This window comes from Nostoc sp. JL31, from assembly GCF_017114965.1.
GTDB lineage: Bacteria > Cyanobacteriota > Cyanobacteriia > Cyanobacteriales > Nostocaceae > Nostoc > Nostoc punctiforme_A.
The window spans coordinates 45,764-64,522 of the sequence record NZ_JABXKO010000014.1 but is presented as its reverse complement, the minus strand read 5'-3'; the positions used below and the strand labels follow the sequence as shown (position 1 = coordinate 64,522).

General features: G+C 41.4%; 18 protein-coding genes and 1 tRNA gene. 8 read left to right on the top strand and 11 right to left on the bottom strand.

Going from position 1 to position 18,759, the window contains the following annotated elements:
• Window position 1: 1 nt before the first annotated feature.
• A complete protein-coding gene (locus HWQ43_RS01465) occupies window positions 2-1,051 on the top strand; it encodes a sugar transferase (protein WP_292729207.1) in 1,050 nt (349 codons plus the stop codon).
• 303 nt (window positions 1,052-1,354) lie between these two features.
• Here HWQ43_RS01465 and HWQ43_RS01460 read toward each other — a convergent pair whose 3' ends face one another.
• The 6 genes from HWQ43_RS01460 to HWQ43_RS01435 form a co-directional block, all read right to left on the bottom strand.
• Window positions 1,355-2,806 carry a YcjF family protein gene (locus HWQ43_RS01460; protein ID WP_292729205.1) on the bottom strand — a complete coding sequence of 484 codons (1,452 nt, stop codon included), beginning with the start codon at window positions 2,804-2,806 and terminating at the stop codon, window positions 1,355-1,357.
• 103 nt (window positions 2,807-2,909) lie between these two features.
• Window positions 2,910-2,986 (bottom strand) — tRNA-Met (locus tag HWQ43_RS01455).
• A 46-nt stretch (window positions 2,987-3,032) separates the two neighbouring features.
• Entirely contained in the window at window positions 3,033-3,986 is a 954-nt protein-coding gene (locus tag HWQ43_RS01450; RefSeq protein WP_292729647.1) for an asparaginase, read from the bottom strand.
• A 95-nt stretch (window positions 3,987-4,081) separates the two neighbouring features.
• Complete coding sequence (locus HWQ43_RS01445; RefSeq protein ID WP_292729202.1) at window positions 4,082-4,582, bottom strand: CGLD27 family protein; 501 nt, start codon at window positions 4,580-4,582, stop codon at window positions 4,082-4,084.
• Window positions 4,579-5,037 (bottom strand): ribosome silencing factor, encoded by a 459-nt coding sequence (gene rsfS / locus HWQ43_RS01440; RefSeq protein WP_094349127.1) that lies wholly within the window; start codon window positions 5,035-5,037, stop codon window positions 4,579-4,581. The genes HWQ43_RS01445 and rsfS overlap by 4 nt, the downstream gene beginning before the upstream one ends.
• Before the next feature lie 604 nt (window positions 5,038-5,641).
• Window positions 5,642-6,916, bottom strand: coding sequence for a glycosyltransferase family 4 protein (locus HWQ43_RS01435; protein WP_292729198.1), 1,275 nt, complete (start codon window positions 6,914-6,916; stop codon window positions 5,642-5,644).
• Window positions 6,917-7,295: 379 nt separating this feature from the next.
• On the opposite strand from HWQ43_RS01435, the gene HWQ43_RS01430 reads away from it, so the two are divergent.
• Window positions 7,296-8,489 carry a DNA cytosine methyltransferase gene (locus HWQ43_RS01430; RefSeq protein WP_292729195.1) on the top strand — a complete coding sequence of 398 codons (1,194 nt, stop codon included), beginning with the start codon at window positions 7,296-7,298 and terminating at the stop codon, window positions 8,487-8,489.
• An 11-nt stretch (window positions 8,490-8,500) separates the two neighbouring features.
• On the opposite strand, the gene HWQ43_RS01425 is transcribed toward HWQ43_RS01430, so the two are convergent.
• Complete coding sequence (locus tag HWQ43_RS01425) at window positions 8,501-8,884, bottom strand: Cfr10I/Bse634I family restriction endonuclease (RefSeq protein WP_292729191.1); 384 nt, start codon at window positions 8,882-8,884, stop codon at window positions 8,501-8,503.
• A gap of 13 nt (window positions 8,885-8,897) precedes the next feature.
• A complete protein-coding gene (locus HWQ43_RS01420) occupies window positions 8,898-9,527 on the bottom strand; it encodes a Cfr10I/Bse634I family restriction endonuclease (protein WP_292729189.1) in 630 nt (209 codons plus the stop codon).
• 116 nt (window positions 9,528-9,643) lie between these two features.
• Here HWQ43_RS01420 and deoC point away from each other — a divergent pair, with 116 nt between their 5' ends.
• The 6 genes from deoC (at window position 9,644) to HWQ43_RS01390 (ending at window position 15,771) form a co-directional block, all read left to right on the top strand.
• Window positions 9,644-10,324 carry a deoxyribose-phosphate aldolase gene (gene deoC / locus HWQ43_RS01415; protein WP_292729187.1) on the top strand — a complete coding sequence of 227 codons (681 nt, stop codon included), beginning with the start codon at window positions 9,644-9,646 and terminating at the stop codon, window positions 10,322-10,324.
• Window positions 10,325-10,476: 152 nt separating this feature from the next.
• A complete protein-coding gene (gene recO, locus HWQ43_RS01410) occupies window positions 10,477-11,499 on the top strand; it encodes a DNA repair protein RecO (RefSeq protein ID WP_292729184.1) in 1,023 nt (340 codons plus the stop codon).
• Entirely contained in the window at window positions 11,486-13,138 is a 1,653-nt protein-coding gene (locus HWQ43_RS01405) for an MFS transporter (RefSeq protein WP_292729644.1), read from the top strand. The genes recO and HWQ43_RS01405 overlap by 14 nt, the downstream gene beginning before the upstream one ends.
• A gap of 355 nt (window positions 13,139-13,493) precedes the next feature.
• Complete coding sequence (locus HWQ43_RS01400) at window positions 13,494-14,642, top strand: glycosyltransferase family 4 protein (RefSeq protein WP_292729182.1); 1,149 nt, start codon at window positions 13,494-13,496, stop codon at window positions 14,640-14,642.
• Window positions 14,643-14,767: 125 nt separating this feature from the next.
• Window positions 14,768-15,154: a hypothetical protein gene (locus HWQ43_RS01395; RefSeq protein WP_292729180.1), complete on the top strand. Its 387-nt coding sequence runs from the start codon at window positions 14,768-14,770 to the stop codon at window positions 15,152-15,154.
• A 173-nt stretch (window positions 15,155-15,327) separates the two neighbouring features.
• On the top strand, window positions 15,328-15,771 hold the full coding sequence (locus HWQ43_RS01390; RefSeq protein ID WP_292729177.1) for a DUF29 domain-containing protein: 444 nt from the start codon (window positions 15,328-15,330) through the stop codon (window positions 15,769-15,771).
• Between the two features lie 65 nt (window positions 15,772-15,836).
• On the opposite strand, the gene HWQ43_RS01385 is transcribed toward HWQ43_RS01390, so the two are convergent.
• The 3 genes from HWQ43_RS01385 to gpmI all read right to left on the bottom strand — a co-directional run bounded on the left by HWQ43_RS01385 (window position 15,837) and on the right by gpmI (window position 18,582).
• Window positions 15,837-16,649 carry a peptidase gene (locus HWQ43_RS01385; protein WP_292729174.1) on the bottom strand — a complete coding sequence of 271 codons (813 nt, stop codon included), beginning with the start codon at window positions 16,647-16,649 and terminating at the stop codon, window positions 15,837-15,839.
• Window positions 16,650-16,659: 10 nt separating this feature from the next.
• Window positions 16,660-16,893, bottom strand: a complete 234-nt coding sequence (secG, locus tag HWQ43_RS01380) for a preprotein translocase subunit SecG (protein ID WP_099101249.1) — start codon at window positions 16,891-16,893, stop codon at window positions 16,660-16,662.
• A 90-nt stretch (window positions 16,894-16,983) separates the two neighbouring features.
• The gene (gene gpmI / locus HWQ43_RS01375) at window positions 16,984-18,582 is read right to left on the bottom strand and encodes a 2,3-bisphosphoglycerate-independent phosphoglycerate mutase (RefSeq protein WP_292729169.1); all 1,599 of its coding nucleotides are present in this window, start codon (window positions 18,580-18,582) and stop codon (window positions 16,984-16,986) included.
• Window positions 18,583-18,759: the final 177 nt, after the last annotated feature.

Genomic DNA, 18,759 nt, shown 5'->3' with positions numbered 1-18,759 from the left:
CATGGCAACGAAAGTGCAGAGCTTCATGACTAGCCAACCGACAGAGGTCGATTTTCCAGTTAATTCCCTAAACGACATTGCTATAGTGCAGGTGCCGACGCGGTTGAGCGTGCTGGAGGCTTTAGGCTTTAAGCAAACCTGCCAAGGCTTAATTGGGCCCAATTCATATCCCAAGCAAATCATCATTGACTTTCACCAAACTACTTTTATCGATAGTAGTGGTTTAGGTGCCCTGGTAAGTAATTTTAAATATGCTCAGGCTCAGGGTATTACATTAACACTGCGGAATGTAACGCCTCAAGTCATGGCAGTTCTAAAACTCACAGGCTTGGATCAGGTTTTTCCTCTAGAGCTTGTGGAGGATGGGTCGTTAATAGAACAAGATGACGTAGTAGATAATCGGAAGACAACTTCCCGTAAAGTAGAGCAGTTACCCACTACTCACCCTTCTATGGCATCTTGGATGAAACGGTTCTTAGATATTGTTGGGTCAGTGATTGGTTTATTAATTACAGGAATTTTGTTTATTCCGATTGCGATCGCTATTCAAATTAATGATCCCGGTCCCATCTTCTTTAGTCAAATTCGTTGTGGTTGGATGGGTAAGCGGTTTAAGATTTGGAAATTCCGCTCTATGTGTGTGGATGCGGAAGCGAAGAAATCCCAAGTTAAAAACCAAGTGCAAGGTGCTTTTTTCAAAAATGAGAATGACCCCAGAATTACTAAGATAGGGCGCTTGTTACGGCGAACTAGTCTTGATGAATTACCCCAATTTTGGAACGTCCTCAAAGGAGAGATGAGTTTAGTAGGCACCCGACCACCTACACCCGATGAAGTCGAACGCTATGAAGTACCAGAGTGGCAACGTTTAGATGTAAAACCCGGTATGACTGGCGAATGGCAAGTAAATGGACGTTCTACAGTCCGTAGTTTTGAAGATGTAATTCGTCTGGATTTGCAGTATCAAAAAAATTGGAGTTTAGTGTACGATTTAAAGCTAATTTTCAAAACTATAGCTATTCTGTTTAATAGAAACAGTGGTGCTGTTTAGCTAATTATCCTTATTCACAATTTTTTGAGAACTCGCAACTCTCACGATATTCTTAAATACACCCAAGCCTATTATGGGCTTGGGTAAATTTTAGGTTGACTTACAGCACCACGCAAGTTCAGCCAATTTTGGTTTTGAGATTTTAGACTGATCCCACGGATCAATCCTCTTTTTTCAAACAAAGATGTTTATGTATTTTTATCCTCTATTAAAATCAGGGTTTGAAAAAAATTTTGGATTTTGAATCATTCAATCCAAAATCCAAAATTCAAAATCTAAAATTTAGTAATCCTGTGTATGAGATTATCCCATCGCCTTCTGAACACTAACTGCTTCAACCTGCTGCACCTCTGGCAACAAACGCTTCATGCCTTGCTTAACAAACCCCTGCAAAAAACCAATCTGCTGATTTTGCTGAAATACCTTTTGCAATGTTTGCCGCAAATTCTCCAAATTCAAACCAGTTCCAGAATCTATGGCTATTTCCTGCTGTTGGAAATACTCAACTAGACTTAACCCTGCAACTCTAGTCAGATAAGCTGCACTTACTCCCTGCACTACGCCACCAGCCACAAAGGTAACGGCATTACTTTTCAGAACAGTACTAATAGCCTTTGTAGAAAGTTCAACTAAACCCAATTTCAGCATCAAACTTCCCATTGTTCCAGCTACGGTTTGTGCTTGTTCTAGGGAAAATTTTTGCTGATAGATATTACCCAAATCCATTACCATTTGAGCATTAATTGCCGCAGTTGCTAGAATATCAAAGGCTGGTACAGGGTTAGCAAAGGCAGCGGCAGCAGCTATCCATTGATATTGTTCAATAATTGGGGTGGCGCGATCACGTCTGGTTCCATTCAGCCAGTTTTTAGCCTCAGCTTTCAACAACCCGGCTTTTCTCATGGTTGTTAGCCAAACTAGCCGTTGTCCCGGTTGTACCAATTCACCCAACTGTTGCGTCAACTGCTGGATATCTGCTGCTGGTTGTTCCATCCACTCTTGCACAGCACCATCAGCCTCATGCTTTCGGACTTTGATGGGAATTGGAGAGGCCGCAGTTGCAACTACATTTCCCTGCATCCGCTGTTTTAATGACAGCAAAATGCTGGCGCTTTCATCGGCTAAATACCGATCTTGTTTGTTAAAAACCAGCATATTAGGCTGATTTGCTGCTTTTAGCTGCTGTAAGGTTTGAAATTCTGAGTCTGTCAAATCACCATTTGTCAGAAATAGAACGAAATCAGATTTTGCTACTTCTGCCAAAATAGCCGCATCTGAGTTTTCACCCACTTCTCTAAATAAAGGTGGTGTCTCTTGTAGAGATACGAAATTTTGTGTCTCTAGATTTTGTAGCACTTGAATTAAAGTGCTTTTACCCACGGATTTACCGCCAGTTACAGCAACTTTAATTTCTTGCCTGTCTAACTCCAACAACAATTGGGCAACTTGTTCTCTGAGTGTCTCTAATGCTGTGTGGTTTTCTGCTTCTTGTGCCAGCTGGTTAATTACAGTTTCAGTTTTAGCGATCGCACTTTCCACAGTCGCTCGATCCACCACCATACCATCTAGCTGCTCTAAACTGTTTTTAGGGCGCTTTTGCTGGAATAACCACAAACCACCACCTACAGCTAAGGCACTCAACAAACCGAACTCACCCACCTGCACTATAGAATCGTGCCAACTGTCCAACATCCACAGGGAAAAGGAAAGTCCCAATCCTCCCACTAAAATTGGTCGCTGCAACTTCACAACCATGATTCTCCGCGCTTTTTGGATGGCTATTTCTTCCAGAATAGATCAAAATAAAACAAAACCCTGCAATCTTTACTGATTGTAGGGTTTTGTTTTATATTTTATGTGGTGGCGGGAAGTGGATTTGAACCACTGACCTTCGGGTTATGAGCCCGACGAGCTACCAGGCTGCTCTATCCCGCGTTGCTCTCGACTTATTTATAATAACCTATAGTCGAGAGTTTGGCAACTACAAAAACGATAATTCTCCAATTACTTCTAAACGCTTGTATTTTCCCAAGGTGACAAACTTTTCTGAGAGGCTTTCGGCGGCGCTGGGACTAATCCAACCCATTTGCTGGAGTAAGTGAATAGCCACGGCGTATTTTGCACGTTTTGCCCCATCCATGACTTTGATTGCCAATCCCAAGCCTTCACCGAGTCTACCAATGCACTGCACTCCTTCAGCACCAGTTTTGCTGACTAGTTCTCCTGGAGTTAAGCGCATTAGTTCCGTATCAAATTCTCCATCTCCTGCGACCATTGCGGGGTGATGAGTCATAGCACGGACAATCCGCTCCATATCCAAGTTGGTACTAGAGGCTAACAGTGCATATAAAGATGCCATGTGACCGAGTTGCATCAGATAAGTTGGTGCGCCACAGTCATCATGAGCGCTGATAAATTCTGCTGCTGGCATTCGCAGCAACTCTGCTACTTTGCCCAAAATCAATTGCTGTATTGGATGCTTGCGATCCAAGTAGTTATTCAATGGCCAATGGCGTTGCTGACAAACAGCTAACATTCCCGCATGTTTTCCAGAGCAATTGTATTCCAGAGGACTCCGTTTGCCTTCAGGAATTGGACACTGGAGTATAGTTGGATCTAGATCGGCCCGCCAAAGGATATTAAATACTTGTCGGACTTGATCGATTCTTCCTTTGTGGGAACTTGTGATAATTGCTAAGTCGCGATCGCTAAGTTGATAGCGTTCCAGTGTACCTGTGGTGGTGACTGCGAGTGCCTGAAATGGTTTGAGCGCTGAACGGATAAATGCAGCAGTTTCAGAATTTCCGGCAACGGTTAGAACCCGTCCTCGTTCGTCGCAGACAACAGCTTGAACTATATGCCTGGATTCAATAATACCTTCCCGCAGCAACCGGACTTCCAGTGCTGCGGCTTGAGTTCGTTTTCCCATTGTCATGGGTTTATATTTATTACCTTTTTTAATTAAATTAGTCATTAGTCATTGATCATTAGTCCTTAGCTAATGACTAATGACCAATGACTAATAACTTTTTAAAACAAATGCCAAACTATAGTACCAGTAACGTACATTCCCGCCAAGCCAGCGAAGGTAAATTGTAACCGCCGCAGAATGGGTTTAATTTCGTATGCAACAATTAAGCGATCGCGGTTGAGAACTTCCTCTGGTTTAGTCCAAGTTTGACCATCGTACCAGCCGGACTCTTCATAAAATACTGTGGGACTACAAAGGCGATCGCACACGTAGAACCAGCCTAAGTACAATCTTACCAGTATCAGCACTAACCCGACACTCGCTCCGGCTGAACCACAAAGAATAAAATGTGCAATATACTTGTGAGGTGGAAAACTTGCCGCAGCTATCGGTCCTGCGAAGAGCCAAGATAAACCCCAAATCCAAACGAGTTTCGTGATATACTCGCGCCAATCTAAAGTAGTATCACGAAACAGCCAGGAAGTTTTTAACTCTTCGTATTCATTGAGTGGTTGTTGGTCTGTAGGAACTGGGCAATTAGAAACCGAAGACCTAATCATGTTGGCTTACCCTCACCTTCATCAGATTCTGGAAGGGAAATACGTTCTGCATGAATCCAGAACGCTTCTAAATTATAAAACTCCCGTTCCTTGGGCATCATGATATGAACGATCACATCACCGTAGTCTTGTAGTACCCAACTCCCCTCAACTTTTCCTTCTGTCCTTAAGGGACGGCGTTGCAACTCAGTTTCGACTTTTCCTTCAATTGCTTGAGCGATCGCCCTGACCTGTGCCCTAGAATAGCCAGTCATCATCACAAAGTAATCAGCCAGGTAAGATACCTCTGCTACTTTGAGCAATAAAATCTCACCTGCTTTGCGGTCTGAGGCTGCAACAGCGATCGTTGCAGCTAATTTTTCGCTCGCCTCTTCGGTTTGGCCGTGGCTTATTACCGCACTCTTCGTCAGTGGGACAGATTGCAATGGGAAATTTCCTTGGAAATAATCAGTCATTAAACCTCAGGTGCTTTCTTCCTTTTGAAACAATTGTTGACATTTACTTACAAACAACAAACAATTGATCTGACAAATGTGTCAATAGGTTTTTTTGAATACTAACAAAAAAACAGGTGTCTATGGGCCGAGTTTGATAATTGGCTGTTTAGATTTCGATATCCCCAACAGTTGATTGCTGATGGTTATTGTGCAGCGATAAATCAACCAATAGCTTTTCAGCAAGAATTGACAGCGAAAATAATCACAGATTCATCAAACAGCATAGTAATGTAAAGCTAGTAATTCGCAGGTCACTATACATCTACGCTTTATACTGTCTGCTAAAAATTAGGATACAACACAGCATACTGATGACTGGTCTAGCAAAAGTGCGATTTTTATACGTACAAACACTAGTATTGTTAAGTACTTTATAATTAATTGTCCACGGTTGGAATGAAGTGAAGCCGTGAAATTTTTAGTTCAACAATGCACCTGAAAACCTTCTTGTCTATCGCTATATTTTTAATAGTAAAATTAGCTACCCTCAAAATCTCTTACTACTTAGATATGAGGGCATAATTGTAATTTTTACAGATGCAACATAACTTTTCTGCAAAGATTAAACTTCTTGTTTCGTAACTATGCCTCTAGACTGAATTGCTCTGCGTTCTGCTGTCAATGAGTAACATAATGACTCATACTGATTTAAAGCTTGCTCAAAAGCATATTGTTCAACGGCATATTGGCGACTTTTGTAACCCAGAGTTTTGACTTTTTCGAGATTTTGGTACAAATCTAAAATTGCCATTGCTAAAGCTTGGGGATCTTCTGGAGGAACGATAACTCCGCCGCCACTTTGCCTGATGGCTCTTGCTGCTGTACCATTGTCGGGGACAGAGGCAACTAAGGCCCCTCCACTAGCAAGTAGCACTTGAATTTTTGATGGCATATTGAAAGATACAACATTTTTCTTTTGCACCACTAAGCCAACATCCGCAGCTGCCAACATTTGTGGCAAATCTTTGCGGGGTTGAAATGGCAGTAGCAAGACATTATCTGCGCCGCAGTTTAGACATTCCTGTTGCAATCGCTGTAAACCTTTTGCCTCTCCAACGATGACAAAGACAATATCTGGGATATGGCGCAATACAGAAGCAGCTTTGACGACGCTTTCTAAACCTTGAGTTAAAGCAATGTTACCAGAATAAAGGACTACAAATTTGCCATTCAGATTATGTGCTGCGCGGAAAGGGTTATTTTCTTTAGGCAAAGGGCGGATAAAATTTACATCAACCCAGTTGGGAATTTGCACAATTTTGTGAGCTTCTACGCCCTTAGCTCGCAAATTCTCCACAAACCCATCGGCGATGACGCTAATTTTACTGGCGCTGCGGTAGGCAAATTTTTCCAATAATGTAAACAACTGGATGAGTAATTTATTTTTCAGCAGACCGACGTGGACGGCTGCTTCTGGTAATATATCTTGTAGATTTAAGATTACAGGACAAGCACGTAACCATCCTAAAAGCGCAACTGGTACACAACTTGGCAATGATGGCGATGTTGAGAGAATTACGTCTGGACGCCAACCGATGAGGGCGGGTAGAAAACTAGTGACGACGAAACTAGCATCTAGTAACACCCTATCTAATAGGTTTGGTTGTGGACGAATCCAAACGTAACTGCGTTGAATTTGAACGCCATTTTTGTATTCGTTGACATACCACTTGCCCCGATATTCCTGGTAAATTTGCCGCTCAGGGTAGTTAGGCATGGCAGTAACTACGCGCACTTCATGCCCACGTTTCACTAGTCCCTCTGCTAATTCAGTCATCAGAGGGGCAATACCAATTGGCTCTGGATAGTAGTTGTAGGAGTAAATTAAAATCCGCATAAAAATTTAGTCTGAAGTACGCCGGTTTTTTATTTAATGACAAATATTTGTCTGCAATATCATTTGGGCTTGGAAACCCCTATATTTAATTGTGACTCCAGACTCTTTTTCTGTCAGGGATTTTCCTTAAAGATTGAGTAAACTTTGAGATGAAATACTTAGAGAAACTGTGAAATTTTTTTACTATTTAAGCAGTCTTTAAATTGTTCATTTTTGATTGGTACTTACGTAGAAAACCTAAGTAAGTATATTAGGTTTTGTCAACCCTTAAGCCTAAATTTAGATAGTTAGTACTAATTCTTCCTAGAAGTTACGGACATAACCTATTTTCCTAGAATCTGAATATTAATAAATACTTTTTGAGCTTACTAGTCATTCCATGAGCGATCGCCCTTGTATTTTCTCTTTTTTTGCTGGTTCCGGTTTGCTAGATTTAGGTTTTGAAACCAGCGGTTTTAATATTGTTTATGTAAATGAAATCTTCGCCCCATTCATCGCCGCCTATCGCCATTCACGGGAAGTTTTGAAAATGCGATCGCCTGAATATGGATATCATCACGGTGAAGCAGCAGATGTCACAAATCTTATTGTCGGAAAAGAAGCACAACACCTTCAAGAATTAGTCAAAGACTGCCGCAAATCTCACAATATAATTGGTTTCATCGGTGGGCCTCCTTGTCCTGATTTTTCTATTGGTGGAAAAAATAGAGGACGTTTAGGAGATAATGGCAAGCTTTCCGCTTCTTACGTTGAATTAATTTGCCGCAATCTTCCTGATTTCTTTTTATTTGAGAACGTTAAGGGGTTATGGAAAACGACAAAACACCGTTTATTTTTTGAATCGCTCAAGCAACAATTACAAGAAGCTGGCTATATATTGACAGAGCGGTTAATCAATGCTATCGAGTACGGTGTACCCCAGGATAGAGAAAGAATTATTCTAATAGGTTTCAAAAATAATTTTCTTAAGGATATAGGGATAAAATTCTGTACTGAAAAGTTACTAACTGAGATATGTTTTCCTTGGAAAAATTATATTTTATATCCTCAAGAAAATGTTTTCGCTTACCCTTGGCGTAAGTGTGATCCATTCCAAGAAAATTCCATCATTCCTTGTCCTGATGGCATCCCTCAAGAATTAACAGTTGAATACTGGTTTAGAAAAAATAATGTGCTTCAGCACCCCAATGCTGAAAACTGTTTTCAACCAAGAGCAGGTATCACAAAATTTGCTGCTATTGATGAAGGAGATGATTCTAAAAAATCTTTCAAGCGTCTGCACAGATGGCGTTACTCTCCGACAGCTTGCTATGGAAATAATGAAGTACATTTGCATCCTTATCAAATCCGGCGAATATCTGTGGCGGAAGCTTTAGCCATACAATCCTTACCTGAAAATTTTGTACTTCCAGAGAATATGTCGCTCACTAATATGTTTAAAACTATTGGAAATGGTGTTCCATATTTGGCATCGAAGGCGCTAGCTAAAACTATTTTTGACTTCTTAATAACTAAAGAATACCATTCTGAAAATGAAATTCAACAATTGGAGTTACCATTGATTTTTAGTTAAAGCTATAGAACTCAGTAATGTTCAATAGCCGCTGCAACTAACGGCACCAAATCTGCCTTCCTTGTATATGGGTATGTACCATCTACCAGATGAAAAGTCTGTTCTAGTGCCACACTATGAGGTGCAATTGCTGTACTAAATATTCTTCTATCAGCAGGGGTTAGCTCACTGACAACCATGTAGTATTTCCAGTTTTGCTGTAATACATAAGCAATAGCTTTAATCATAGCTGCTTCAAATAAAGGCTGATAACGCCTATCTGGACGATTTGAAGTTTTGAGAGAAACTGCTGCTTTAACTTCTTCTATATGTAGTTTTCCCTTCAAAAAATTATAGAGTACTAAACTATCTGGATTTATTGCCTGTTGCTGTAAAAGTGAGTTTATTCTGGGCATAATTACCTTATTTTCAATAACAACTATAATGTAGTCTGGACTGAGGCATAAAAATTTTGTCTTTAAATGGTTGAATTTTTGATAAAGAATTATTTATATTAGCAAAATTATCTTTGGTAAATAAGTTTAAAAAATTTGAATATGCTTCATCGATTCCTTCTAATTGTAATTTTGAATTAGGCATAGAAAAAGCCGCAATACACATACCAGTTTCTTTATTAAGATCAAAGATAATTTCAGACAATAAGCTAGTTGCTATTAACTCGTTCCATCCTCCTATCGCCTTGTTGAGAGCGCCGACTTGGGGATTCTGTGAGTACTTTTCTCTAAAAGCTTTAATTGTTTCGTTTTTGATCCAGTCTAAAATCTCACTAACCGATAAGTTTTGAGCTAATTTAGTCACTATCTCAGAAGATAAATTTCTGTAGATAGCTCTGCTGTTGATGCGAAATTTGCCATTTGATATTTCTGTAAACCATACCGTGTCATTAAGCATTTTCTTGTTTTTCGGATAATTAAGGGAAAATTTTTTGGCAAATAAATATTCTTGCCAAGAAGATTTTACCTTCCTAACCTTATTACTACTTAATGTCAACTTAAATACTTGTAGTAATTGCGGGATATCTGTAAAGCTGATATTCAAGACAACTCAGCAGATTGTTTTCAGGATAAACTCGTAATAAATGTGGTTTAATATATATATAAGAAATGTTTTAATTTTTTATAAAGTTTAATAATCAATCACTGGCAGAAGACACGATGGCAGCAGACTATCCAGACATTGATATTGCGCCATTCATCGATCACTCCCTGTTAATGCCAACGGCTACTCCAGAGCAGGTTGAGCAATGGTGTGAAGAAGCATATAGATTCAACTTTGCGGCGGTTTGTCTGTTCCCCGCGAATGTTAAGCAAGCAGTAGAACTCCTCCACGGTAAAAACCCCAAAGTCTGTACGGTGATTGGTTTTCCTTCTGGTGCAACGACTTCAGCCGTGAAATTGTACGAAGCTCAAGAAGCGGCGGATAGTGGGGCCACTGAGTTGGATGTAGTCATGAACTTGGGGTGGTTGAAAGCTGGCAAAACTGAAGAAGTCCACCGGGAAATTGCCGAAATTTGTGAAGAGACTGGGCAAACGGTCAAGGTGATTTTGGAAACTAACCTGTTGACAGATGCAGAGAAAAAAATAGCTGCTGAAATCGCTATGGAGGCGGGAGCAGCATTCTTAAAAACCAGTACTGGTTGGAATGGTGGTGCCACAGTGGCAGATGTACGACTTTTGCAGGAATTGGCAAAAGAAAGGGTGGGAATTAAGGCTTCAGGTGGTATCCACACTATCAATCAAGCCCTAGACTTAATCGTAGCGGGTGCTACTAGATTAGGCACATCTCGCGGTATGGATTTGATCCGTCAGCGCGATAACCTGGGAAAGGGTGAATAGTCATTTGTCCTACCCTGCGGGAAGCCGCAGAAGCGTCTATGTCATTTGTCCTACCCTGCGGGAAGCCGCAGAAGTGTCTATGTCATTTGTCCTATTCTAATGACCCTTGACCAATGACTAATGACTAAATAACTACTAATGACTAGTGACTAATGAGTAGAACCTACAAAGCAACTGGTATTAATCTTAAAACCCAGGCGCTAGGAGAATCGGATAAAATAGTGACGATTTTGACACGAGAATTCGGTCTAATTCGAGCCGTGGCTCCAGGGTCACGTAAGCACAACTCCAGCCTGGGCGGTAGGAGTGGAATGTTCGTTGTGAATGAACTATTGATTGCCAAAGGGCGATCGCTTGATAAAATTACTCAAGCACAGACATTAAAAACTTATCCTGGTTTAGCTAAAGATTTGGGAAAACTGGCTGCCAGTCAATATTTAGCAGAAATAGTTCTGTGTGAAGCTTTGAGCGAACAACCCCAAGAAGAACTTTATGATTTGTTCAATGAACATCTCCATCGCTTAGAGGCGGTGTCTAGTGCAAATCCATCTGGTGTTTTAGCTCATCTGGCTCATGGTGTATTTCACCTTTTAGCCTTAGCAGGGCTGACGCCACAAGTGCAAATCTGTTGTCTATCTCAACGTTCCCTGAAGCCAGACTTCACAGACCCCAACTGGCAGGTAGGATTTAGCATCCCTGCGGGTGGAACGGTTTCCTTAGAAGCTAGGGAACGTTTACGAAAACAGGAAAAGGAGATGAGGGCAGAGGCGCAGAGGAGCAGAGGAGCAGAGGAGCAGGGGGAGATTAATGACCAATTCCCTGTGCCCCATGCCCCATTCCCAATAGCGCCAGTTGCTTCAACGGATAGCGCAGCGTTAGCGAGTACTCGCTCGTCGGGAACCTCCGCAACGCACTGGCTCCCCAATGCCCAAACAGTTGTTGTGCATCGGCAAGAAATACCTGTGATTTCTTGCCGTCTAAGTGCTATGGAACTGACTTTGCTTCAACATCTGTCACAACCAGAGATAATGCAAATTGATGGTGCTAGAGATCATGACTGGTTATCTGTTGAGCAGATTTTGCGCCAGTATGCTCAGTATCAATTAGGTCGCCCTATTCGCTCTGCTACCTTGATCGACTCTTATTTTGCTGCCAACCATGATGCAACCGTCTGATTTGGATAAAAAAATCCTGCCTTTGTCACCTAGCCTCGCCAAAAAACAGAATAGGGTATCAGATCCTATAGTCAGGAATCACTTGAGTGCTGTTCCCAAGTGTACACCTAGTCAAATAAATGGCCAAGAAATGTCCCCAAAAGACGTTTCTCAAAACGATCAAAGTTGGACAGAGGAGATCCCAAAAACTGATCTTCCAAGCCAATCAGAAACACAATCAGAGGATAAATTAACCACTACTGAGGTAGATAGCAATGGCGCTTGCAATGGGCATAATTTGCCAGTAGCCACTATTCCAGAAAAAGAATTACCAAAATTAGATGGGTCTGGTTCAGGTGGAGAAGCTATTGCAGGGAATGTAAAACAGCTAGGATTTTTACCTGTATTAAAAAATCCTAATTTCTTGGCTCTTTGGGGCGGTCAAGTTTTCTCTCAACTAGCAGATAAAGTTTATTTGGTCTTGATGATTGCCTTGATTAATACTCAGTTTCAAGGAAGTAATCAGAGTATTAGTGGTTGGGTATCAGTCTTGATGATGGCTTTTACTATTCCAGCCGTATTGTTTGGTTCCGTTGCTGGTGTGTTTGTCGATCGCTGGTCGAAAAAGGCTGTACTGGTAGCAACGAATATTTGGCGCGGCATCCTAGTTTTGTCAATTCCCTTCCTGCTGTGGTTGACTCATGATTGGAAACCCATAGGATTGCTGCCAGTGGGTTTTGTAATCATCTTGGGTGTGACTTTTTTGGTTTCGACTTTGACACAGTTTTTTGCTCCGGCAGAACAGGCGGCAATTCCCTTAGTAGTCGAAGAACAGCATTTACTCTCGGCCAATTCGCTGTACACAACAACGATGATGGCATCGGTGATTGTTGGGTTTGCCGTTGGAGAACCCTTGTTAGCGATCGCAGATGGACTTTGGTCGCAAATTGGTGGTAGCGGTAGTTTAGGCAAAGAACTTTTAGTAGGTGGTAGTTATGCGATCGCTGGACTAGTTTTGTTCCTTCTGGCAACTAAGGAAAAACACCACCATCCCGATACAGAATTCCCTCACGTATTTTCTGACTTACGAGACGGTTTTGCCTATCTCAAAGCAAATCATCGCGTCCGCAATGCTTTGCTTCAGCTAATTATCTTGTTTTCTGTCTTTGCAGCATTAACTGTTCTAGCCGTTCGGATGGCAGAAATAATTCCCAACATGAAAGCTTCCCAGTTCGGCTTTTTACTAGCAGCTGGTGGTGTTGGCATCGCTGGTGGGGCAACAATTCTCGGTCAATTTGGTCAACGCTTCTCCTATACTCAGCTAAGTCTGTGTGGTTGTATGGGTATGGCAGCATCCCTAATTGGTCTATCAGTATTTACAACTCAACTGTGGCTAGTCTTGTTACTGGTGGCGCTATTAGGTATCTTTGGGGCGCTAGTGGGAATTCCTATGCAAACAGCAATCCAAACAGAAACACCTCCAGAAATGCGTGGTAAAGTTTTTGGCTTGCAGAACAATGTAATTAATATTGCCCTCTCCTTACCTTTAGCATTAGCTGGTGTCGCAGAAACCTTTCTGGGATTACAGGTAGTTTTTTTAGGATTAGCTGCGATCGTCTTTTCAGGAGGTATATTAACCTGGTATAACTCGCACAAGTAGTTATCAGCTAACAGGAGTTATTATTCATTACCTTGAGGTAATTAATATTTACTTAAAGCTTTTGCGTTCATGGTAAACTGTGGTCAGTGAAAATTTATCACATACTTGCCGGATATGAATCTGACATTAGTCGGAATAAGTTGTTGAAATATCAGAAATTAACAACTTATAACTAAAATAAATAAAGCCATCAATCCACTGGTTTAATCAGCTGACAATAAGCTTTTTAAACTAGTAGAAAGTCTTGGAAATTTTTAATAAATAAAAAACCCAGCAAGTATAGCTAGATAAAAGGAAAATCACCAAGGACACCAAGTAATAGATTAAACCCGCTTTTCTTACAGCTAAATAAAGAATGCGTATAGCCTGGATTGGAAAAAAATCACCCTTTTGCGGCAATGTTACCTACAGTCGAGAAATTACAAATGCCTTGCTAGATAGGGGACATCAAGTTAGCTTTCTTCACTTCGCCCAGGAAGAGTCTGAACCTGATAATTGGCCAAATCTTCGAGAGGTTTCTCTACCTTTCATTTACAAGTCGCAGGTTTACACAATTCCCACTTTTAAAGCCACCAAAGTTTTAACCGATTCACTGCGGGAAATCAAACCAGATGTAGTCCATGCTTCCTTGACTTTATCTCCTCTAGACTTTTTTCTACCGGAAATCTGTGAGGAACTGAGGTTGCCCCTAGTTGCCACTTTTCACACACCGTTTGCTGGCAAGGGGGCAAAGCTGGTATCGGGAACACAACTTTTGGCTTATCAGCTCTACGCGCCTTTTTTAGTTAACTACGATCGCGTGATTGTATTTTCCCAAATTCAGCGAGAATTATTGGCAGGGATGGGTGTAAGGGAAGAAAATATTGCCGTAATTCCCAACGGTGTTGATACAGTTAAGTATTCTCCAGGATTTTCTCAAGTCAAAACAGAATTTAAAGCCGAACGCTTGTTTGTCTATCAGGGTCGAATAGCACCAGAGAAAAATGTCGAAGCCCTCCTCCGGGCTTGGAAGCAGTCGGCAATGGGGCCAGGTACTAAGTTGCTAATTGTTGGCGATGGCCCTTTGAAGTCTTCCTTAGAGCCGTTTTATGGTTCAGAATATGGCATTATCTGGTTGGGATTTGTCGCTGATGAAGACCGACGCATCGAAATTTTGCGCGGCGCAGATGTATTCGTCTTGCCTTCATTGGTAGAGGGTTTGTCCTTATCTCTGTTAGAAGGAATGTCATGTGGGTTGGCTTGTTTAGCAACAGATGTGGGTGCAGATGGAGAAGTATTGGAAAAGGGCGCAGGTGTAGTTATTAGTACCAAAACAGCGCGATCGCAATTAAAAACCCTCTTACCAGTGTTGCAAGACCATCCAGAGTTAACAACCCTACTAGGGCAAAAAGCTAGACAGCGTGTATTAGACCGCTATACCCTTAGTAAAAATATTAGTCTGTTGGAAGAACTTTATAAAGGAGTTTTAGCACAGCGACCTCTACCACTAAGTCGTAGAGCGTAAGGAAAGGGAATAAAGTGCGATCGCACTGTAAATCTTAAGATGGCAATAAGTGCGATCGGGTAAAATACAAATACCTAACTAACAATTCTCTTACCAGTTTTACAAGGCTATCTAGAGTTAACGAAATGAAGTATCACGCAAGTCAGATAAAGGTGAGAAATATCCCTGACTTAGAGCAGCTAGAAGATGGTAAGTGCTGTCGAACATACGTTTATTGCTTCACAAATCCATTGCCTGAACAAAACGTTATTGACCAAATTGCAAATAGTTTAGAGAAGAGATTCACCTTTTCCAAGGAAGTATATGAGATTCCTGAAGATGTTGAAATTTGTGCATTTATTTGCATAGAGCGTTTACAAGATAACGAAGCCAGAGTTCGTGTTTTGACAAATCAACCAGAAGAAGTTTGCGTTTACATCTTTGGGACACATACTCTGCCACGCAAAATTGAGGAAAGGTTTGGAATTGTACAGTCGATTCAGGGGGAACAGCGAGAGACTTGGATTGACTGACTGACGGTAGGGTAGAACTTTTGGTTGGTTACTCTTTTAGGAGTCGCTGGATCTCTTCTGACTTAACTTATCAGTGCTGTGTATGTTTTTTCTGGGCAATTATCGGCAAAAATTAATAAATTAGTTAACATGAAATAATAAATAATAGTAAATTAAAGCTAAAAAATCAAAAAATGACTGCAATCATCGATATAAAAACATTATATGAATCCAATTACCTGCAATGGTTAGAGGAGACTATTAAATGTCTCAAAAATCGACAATTAGCAGACGTTGACTATGAAAACTTAATAGAAGAATTGGAAGATTTGGCTAAAAATGAAAAAAGGCGAATAAGAAGTTTATTAGAACAGATTATTAGACATTTATTACTTTATCAATATTGGGATTTAGAAAAGCCAAGAAATGCTAATCATTGGGCAGCAGAAATTATTAGTTTTCGTAATCAAATAAATGAAGATTTAAGCACCAGTATACGCAAACATTTAGAGGATAATTTCAGCAGAATTTATAGCAATGCCTTAGATTATGTTAAGGCTAAAACAAAGCTAACCAACTTACCTGAATCATGTCCTTATACCTTAGAGCAAATTTTGGATAAAAATTGGTTGCCTTAATCTTAAATTTTGATTTTTTACACAAACAAAATATATTTATATTTTAACTCAGCAACACCATAAAATTAAGTCGCTGAATTATCCACTAAAGACCATCCTAAAGTAGTTGGCTGTTCATAAACCCGCTTTAGAGTATTTACATCTCTGGGAGAAATAGGCGGCGGGTTACGAACTTGAGAAAAATATAGCGCATCAGTTTGTAGCGGACTATGACCCCAAATTCCCAACGCATGACCGAATTCGTGGCGGGCTGCTGCAATGAGATACTCACCTGTTTGACTGGGACTTAACAAGATGGTGAAACGGTGGGATAAAACTTTGTTGCTGGTGTATAACTCGTAAGTAGTTTGTGCCGATCGCGCACGGGGTATATTACTACCAGGGGAAATTTGTAGAGGTGGCGCTTTTCGCGCGATCGTAATATCAGCAATTTCTGGCTGTTCGACTACTGTTAAAGGTAAATAAGTACTCCACTCCTGTACACCCTGCAAGACTCCATTAACCCATGCTTTAGCTTGTTCTTTGCTGATGGCTTTTGGTGGTTCTACGTAAACTCGAATAGGAAATTGTGACCAGACTAAATAACCAACTTGGGTTGTTGTAATTTGGGAAAAGTAGTCACCACTGTTAGTGTTATCTTGCCACTGTGCGAGTGTGGTTGGTAAGGGATGGGGTTTTAGGGGAGATGATGGAGGGAGAGAGATTATTAAGTCTGAATATACAGATTTTGGTATTCTTATAAACCCATCACTCGACTGAAGATTAGTAAAAATGATTAATAGCCCTGTGCCAATAAAAAAGGCAAGAGCTGTAATTAACCGTCGTGAAATTAAATTTATTAAGGTGTTAAGTATGGGATATTGGCTTCTTCTCCCCATTTACCTATCCTTATTTAGGCAGCCAACCAGCACTTAAAACTACTGTTAAACCAAGAAAAACTACTGTCAATGCCCAGGTAATTCGGTTTAAGGTGTTTTCTGCACTTTTGGTGCTGCTAAATAATTGGGCTTGTCCGCCAATAGCACCAACGCCATCACCTTTAGGGCTATGCAGTAAAACTAAGATAATCAAACCAGTGGCGGAAAATGCCCAAATGCCCTGCACGATATTACTAACTGTCATGGTAGGAATCTCATTTATAAAAAGTTTCAAAAAACAGAATTCAGAATTCAGAAGTTAGGAGTTTACTAAAACTCCTAACTCAGCAATCTTTTACAGCCCTACTTGCACGGGAGTGCGAGTACGTTGTAGCTCATATTCTGCTGTTTTCAGCAGCGATCGCCCGGTCATTTCTGGTGGCTGAGGCAGCTGTAAAATCTCTAGAATTGTGGGGGCAATGTCGGATAGCTTACCATCGCTTCGCAGTTCGACATTTGTACCATATCCAGGGATTTTGACTTTCTCGCCTTCTACCAAAATTAAGGGGACTGGGTTAGTAGTATGAGCTGTCCAGGGATTACCCCCTTCATCTAGCATATACTCAGCGTTGCCGTGATCGGCAGTAATAATTGTAGTACCACCGGCTTTGATAACGCTTTCTAGTAGGCGTCCCAAACAGCGATCAACTGTTTCAATTGCTGTAATGGTAGCGTCGATTTGACCAGTATGCCCTACCATGTCTGGGTTAGCATAGTTAATCACAACTAGGGAATATATACCCTTTTGAATCGCTGCGATCGCAACATCTGTAACTGCTACTGCTGACATCGCTGGGGCATGATCGTAAGTCGCTACCATTGGGCTGCTTACCAGTTCCCGATCTTCTCCGGCAAAAGGTTCCTCCAGACCCCCATTAAAGAAATAGGTGACGTGGGCGTATTTTTCTGTTTCGGCGGTGCGGAACTGATTCAGACTGTGATTAGCTATTACTTCTCCCAGAATGTTACTGAGGTTCTGAGGCTCAAAGGCTACAGCCACAGGTAAGTCTGAATCATACTGCGTAAAGGTGACAAAGGACAGGGGTGTGATTTGCTGCCTTGCAAAACCGTTAAATGTGGGACTGACCAAAGCTTGAGTCAGTTGTCTGGAGCGATCGGGGCGGAAGTTGAAAAATATCACCCCATCCCCTGGTTCTATTGCGCCGGGAGCAATTCGGATGGGGTTGACAAATTCATCTTTTACCCCTTCGGCGTAAGATGCTTGCAAGACTTCTACAGCCGTGCAATCGCTACCCACACCATCTTGGGTCATCACGTCATAGGCGCGTTTAACCCGATCCCAGCGGTGATCGCGATCCATCGCGTAGTAGCGACCGCTGAGAGTGACTATGCGCCCAATTCCTGCGCGGTCTATATAATCTTGTAGCAGGGCGATCGCTTTTACCCCTTCTGTTGGGGCGGTGTCACGACCATCAGTGATAGCGTGGATACAAACTTCTGGAATTTGCTGGTCTTTGGCTAAGTCAAGTAGTCCGAATAGATGGGTGATATGCGAATGTACCCCTCCCTCAGAACAAAGCCCTACTAGATGCAGCTTGCTATTCCGAGAGCGAACTTCCTGGCAAATTTTGACGAGTGCTGGATTTAAGGCAATAGAACCGTCTTCGACCGCATCAGAGATGCGTACAAGTTCTTGCGGTACCACTCGTCCAGCACCAATGTTCAAATGACCAACTTCCGAGTTGCCCATTTGACCCTCTGGCAACCCTACGGCTTTTCCTGATGTGTGGATGAGGGTATGCGGGTAAGCGGCCCATAAACTGTCCACGATGGGAGTTTTAGCAGCAGTAATGGCGTTTCCTCGCGTTTCTTCGCAGTAGCCCCATCCGTCTAAAATGACTAGCACCACAGGAGCAACAGGTGCTTTGGTCATAGTAAAATTGCCCTTTACTTTTTGTAATACCCGAATGATACCACTGCTAATCCACGCCGCAAGTGAATTTTTGCTTATTAACTTCTTTTACGAAGGACTTGCAGTTTTTTGAAATAGTTTTTAACTTTTAGTAGTTTTTCTGTAATTTTTTTGAATGCTAATAAGGAGTGATTACTT

Bases quoted from the DNA above. Each gene is read 5' to 3' on its own strand.
- HWQ43_RS01465 (WP_292729207.1), top strand. From the start codon at position 2: ATGGCAACGAAAGTGCAGAGCTTCATGACTAGCCAACCGACAGAGGTC.
- HWQ43_RS01460 (WP_292729205.1), bottom strand. From the start codon at position 2,806: ATGGTTGTGAAGTTGCAGCGACCAATTTTAGTGGGAGGATTGGGACTT.
- HWQ43_RS01450 (WP_292729647.1), bottom strand. From the start codon at position 3,986: ATGACAATGGGAAAACGAACTCAAGCCGCAGCACTGGAAGTCCGGTTG.
- HWQ43_RS01445 (WP_292729202.1), bottom strand. From the start codon at position 4,582: ATGATTAGGTCTTCGGTTTCTAATTGCCCAGTTCCTACAGACCAACAA.
- rsfS (WP_094349127.1), bottom strand. From the start codon at position 5,037: ATGACTGATTATTTCCAAGGAAATTTCCCATTGCAATCTGTCCCACTG.
- HWQ43_RS01435 (WP_292729198.1), bottom strand. From the start codon at position 6,916: ATGCGGATTTTAATTTACTCCTACAACTACTATCCAGAGCCAATTGGT.
- HWQ43_RS01430 (WP_292729195.1), top strand. From the start codon at position 7,296: ATGAGCGATCGCCCTTGTATTTTCTCTTTTTTTGCTGGTTCCGGTTTG.
- HWQ43_RS01425 (WP_292729191.1), bottom strand. From the start codon at position 8,884: ATGCCCAGAATAAACTCACTTTTACAGCAACAGGCAATAAATCCAGAT.
- deoC (WP_292729187.1), top strand. From the start codon at position 9,644: ATGGCAGCAGACTATCCAGACATTGATATTGCGCCATTCATCGATCAC.
- recO (WP_292729184.1), top strand. From the start codon at position 10,477: ATGAGTAGAACCTACAAAGCAACTGGTATTAATCTTAAAACCCAGGCG.
- HWQ43_RS01405 (WP_292729644.1), top strand. From the start codon at position 11,486: ATGCAACCGTCTGATTTGGATAAAAAAATCCTGCCTTTGTCACCTAGC.
- HWQ43_RS01400 (WP_292729182.1), top strand. From the start codon at position 13,494: ATGCGTATAGCCTGGATTGGAAAAAAATCACCCTTTTGCGGCAATGTT.
- HWQ43_RS01395 (WP_292729180.1), top strand. From the start codon at position 14,768: ATGAAGTATCACGCAAGTCAGATAAAGGTGAGAAATATCCCTGACTTA.
- HWQ43_RS01390 (WP_292729177.1), top strand. From the start codon at position 15,328: ATGACTGCAATCATCGATATAAAAACATTATATGAATCCAATTACCTG.
- HWQ43_RS01385 (WP_292729174.1), bottom strand. From the start codon at position 16,649: ATGGGGAGAAGAAGCCAATATCCCATACTTAACACCTTAATAAATTTA.
- secG (WP_099101249.1), bottom strand. From the start codon at position 16,893: ATGACAGTTAGTAATATCGTGCAGGGCATTTGGGCATTTTCCGCCACT.
- gpmI (WP_292729169.1), bottom strand. From the start codon at position 18,582: ATGACCAAAGCACCTGTTGCTCCTGTGGTGCTAGTCATTTTAGACGGA.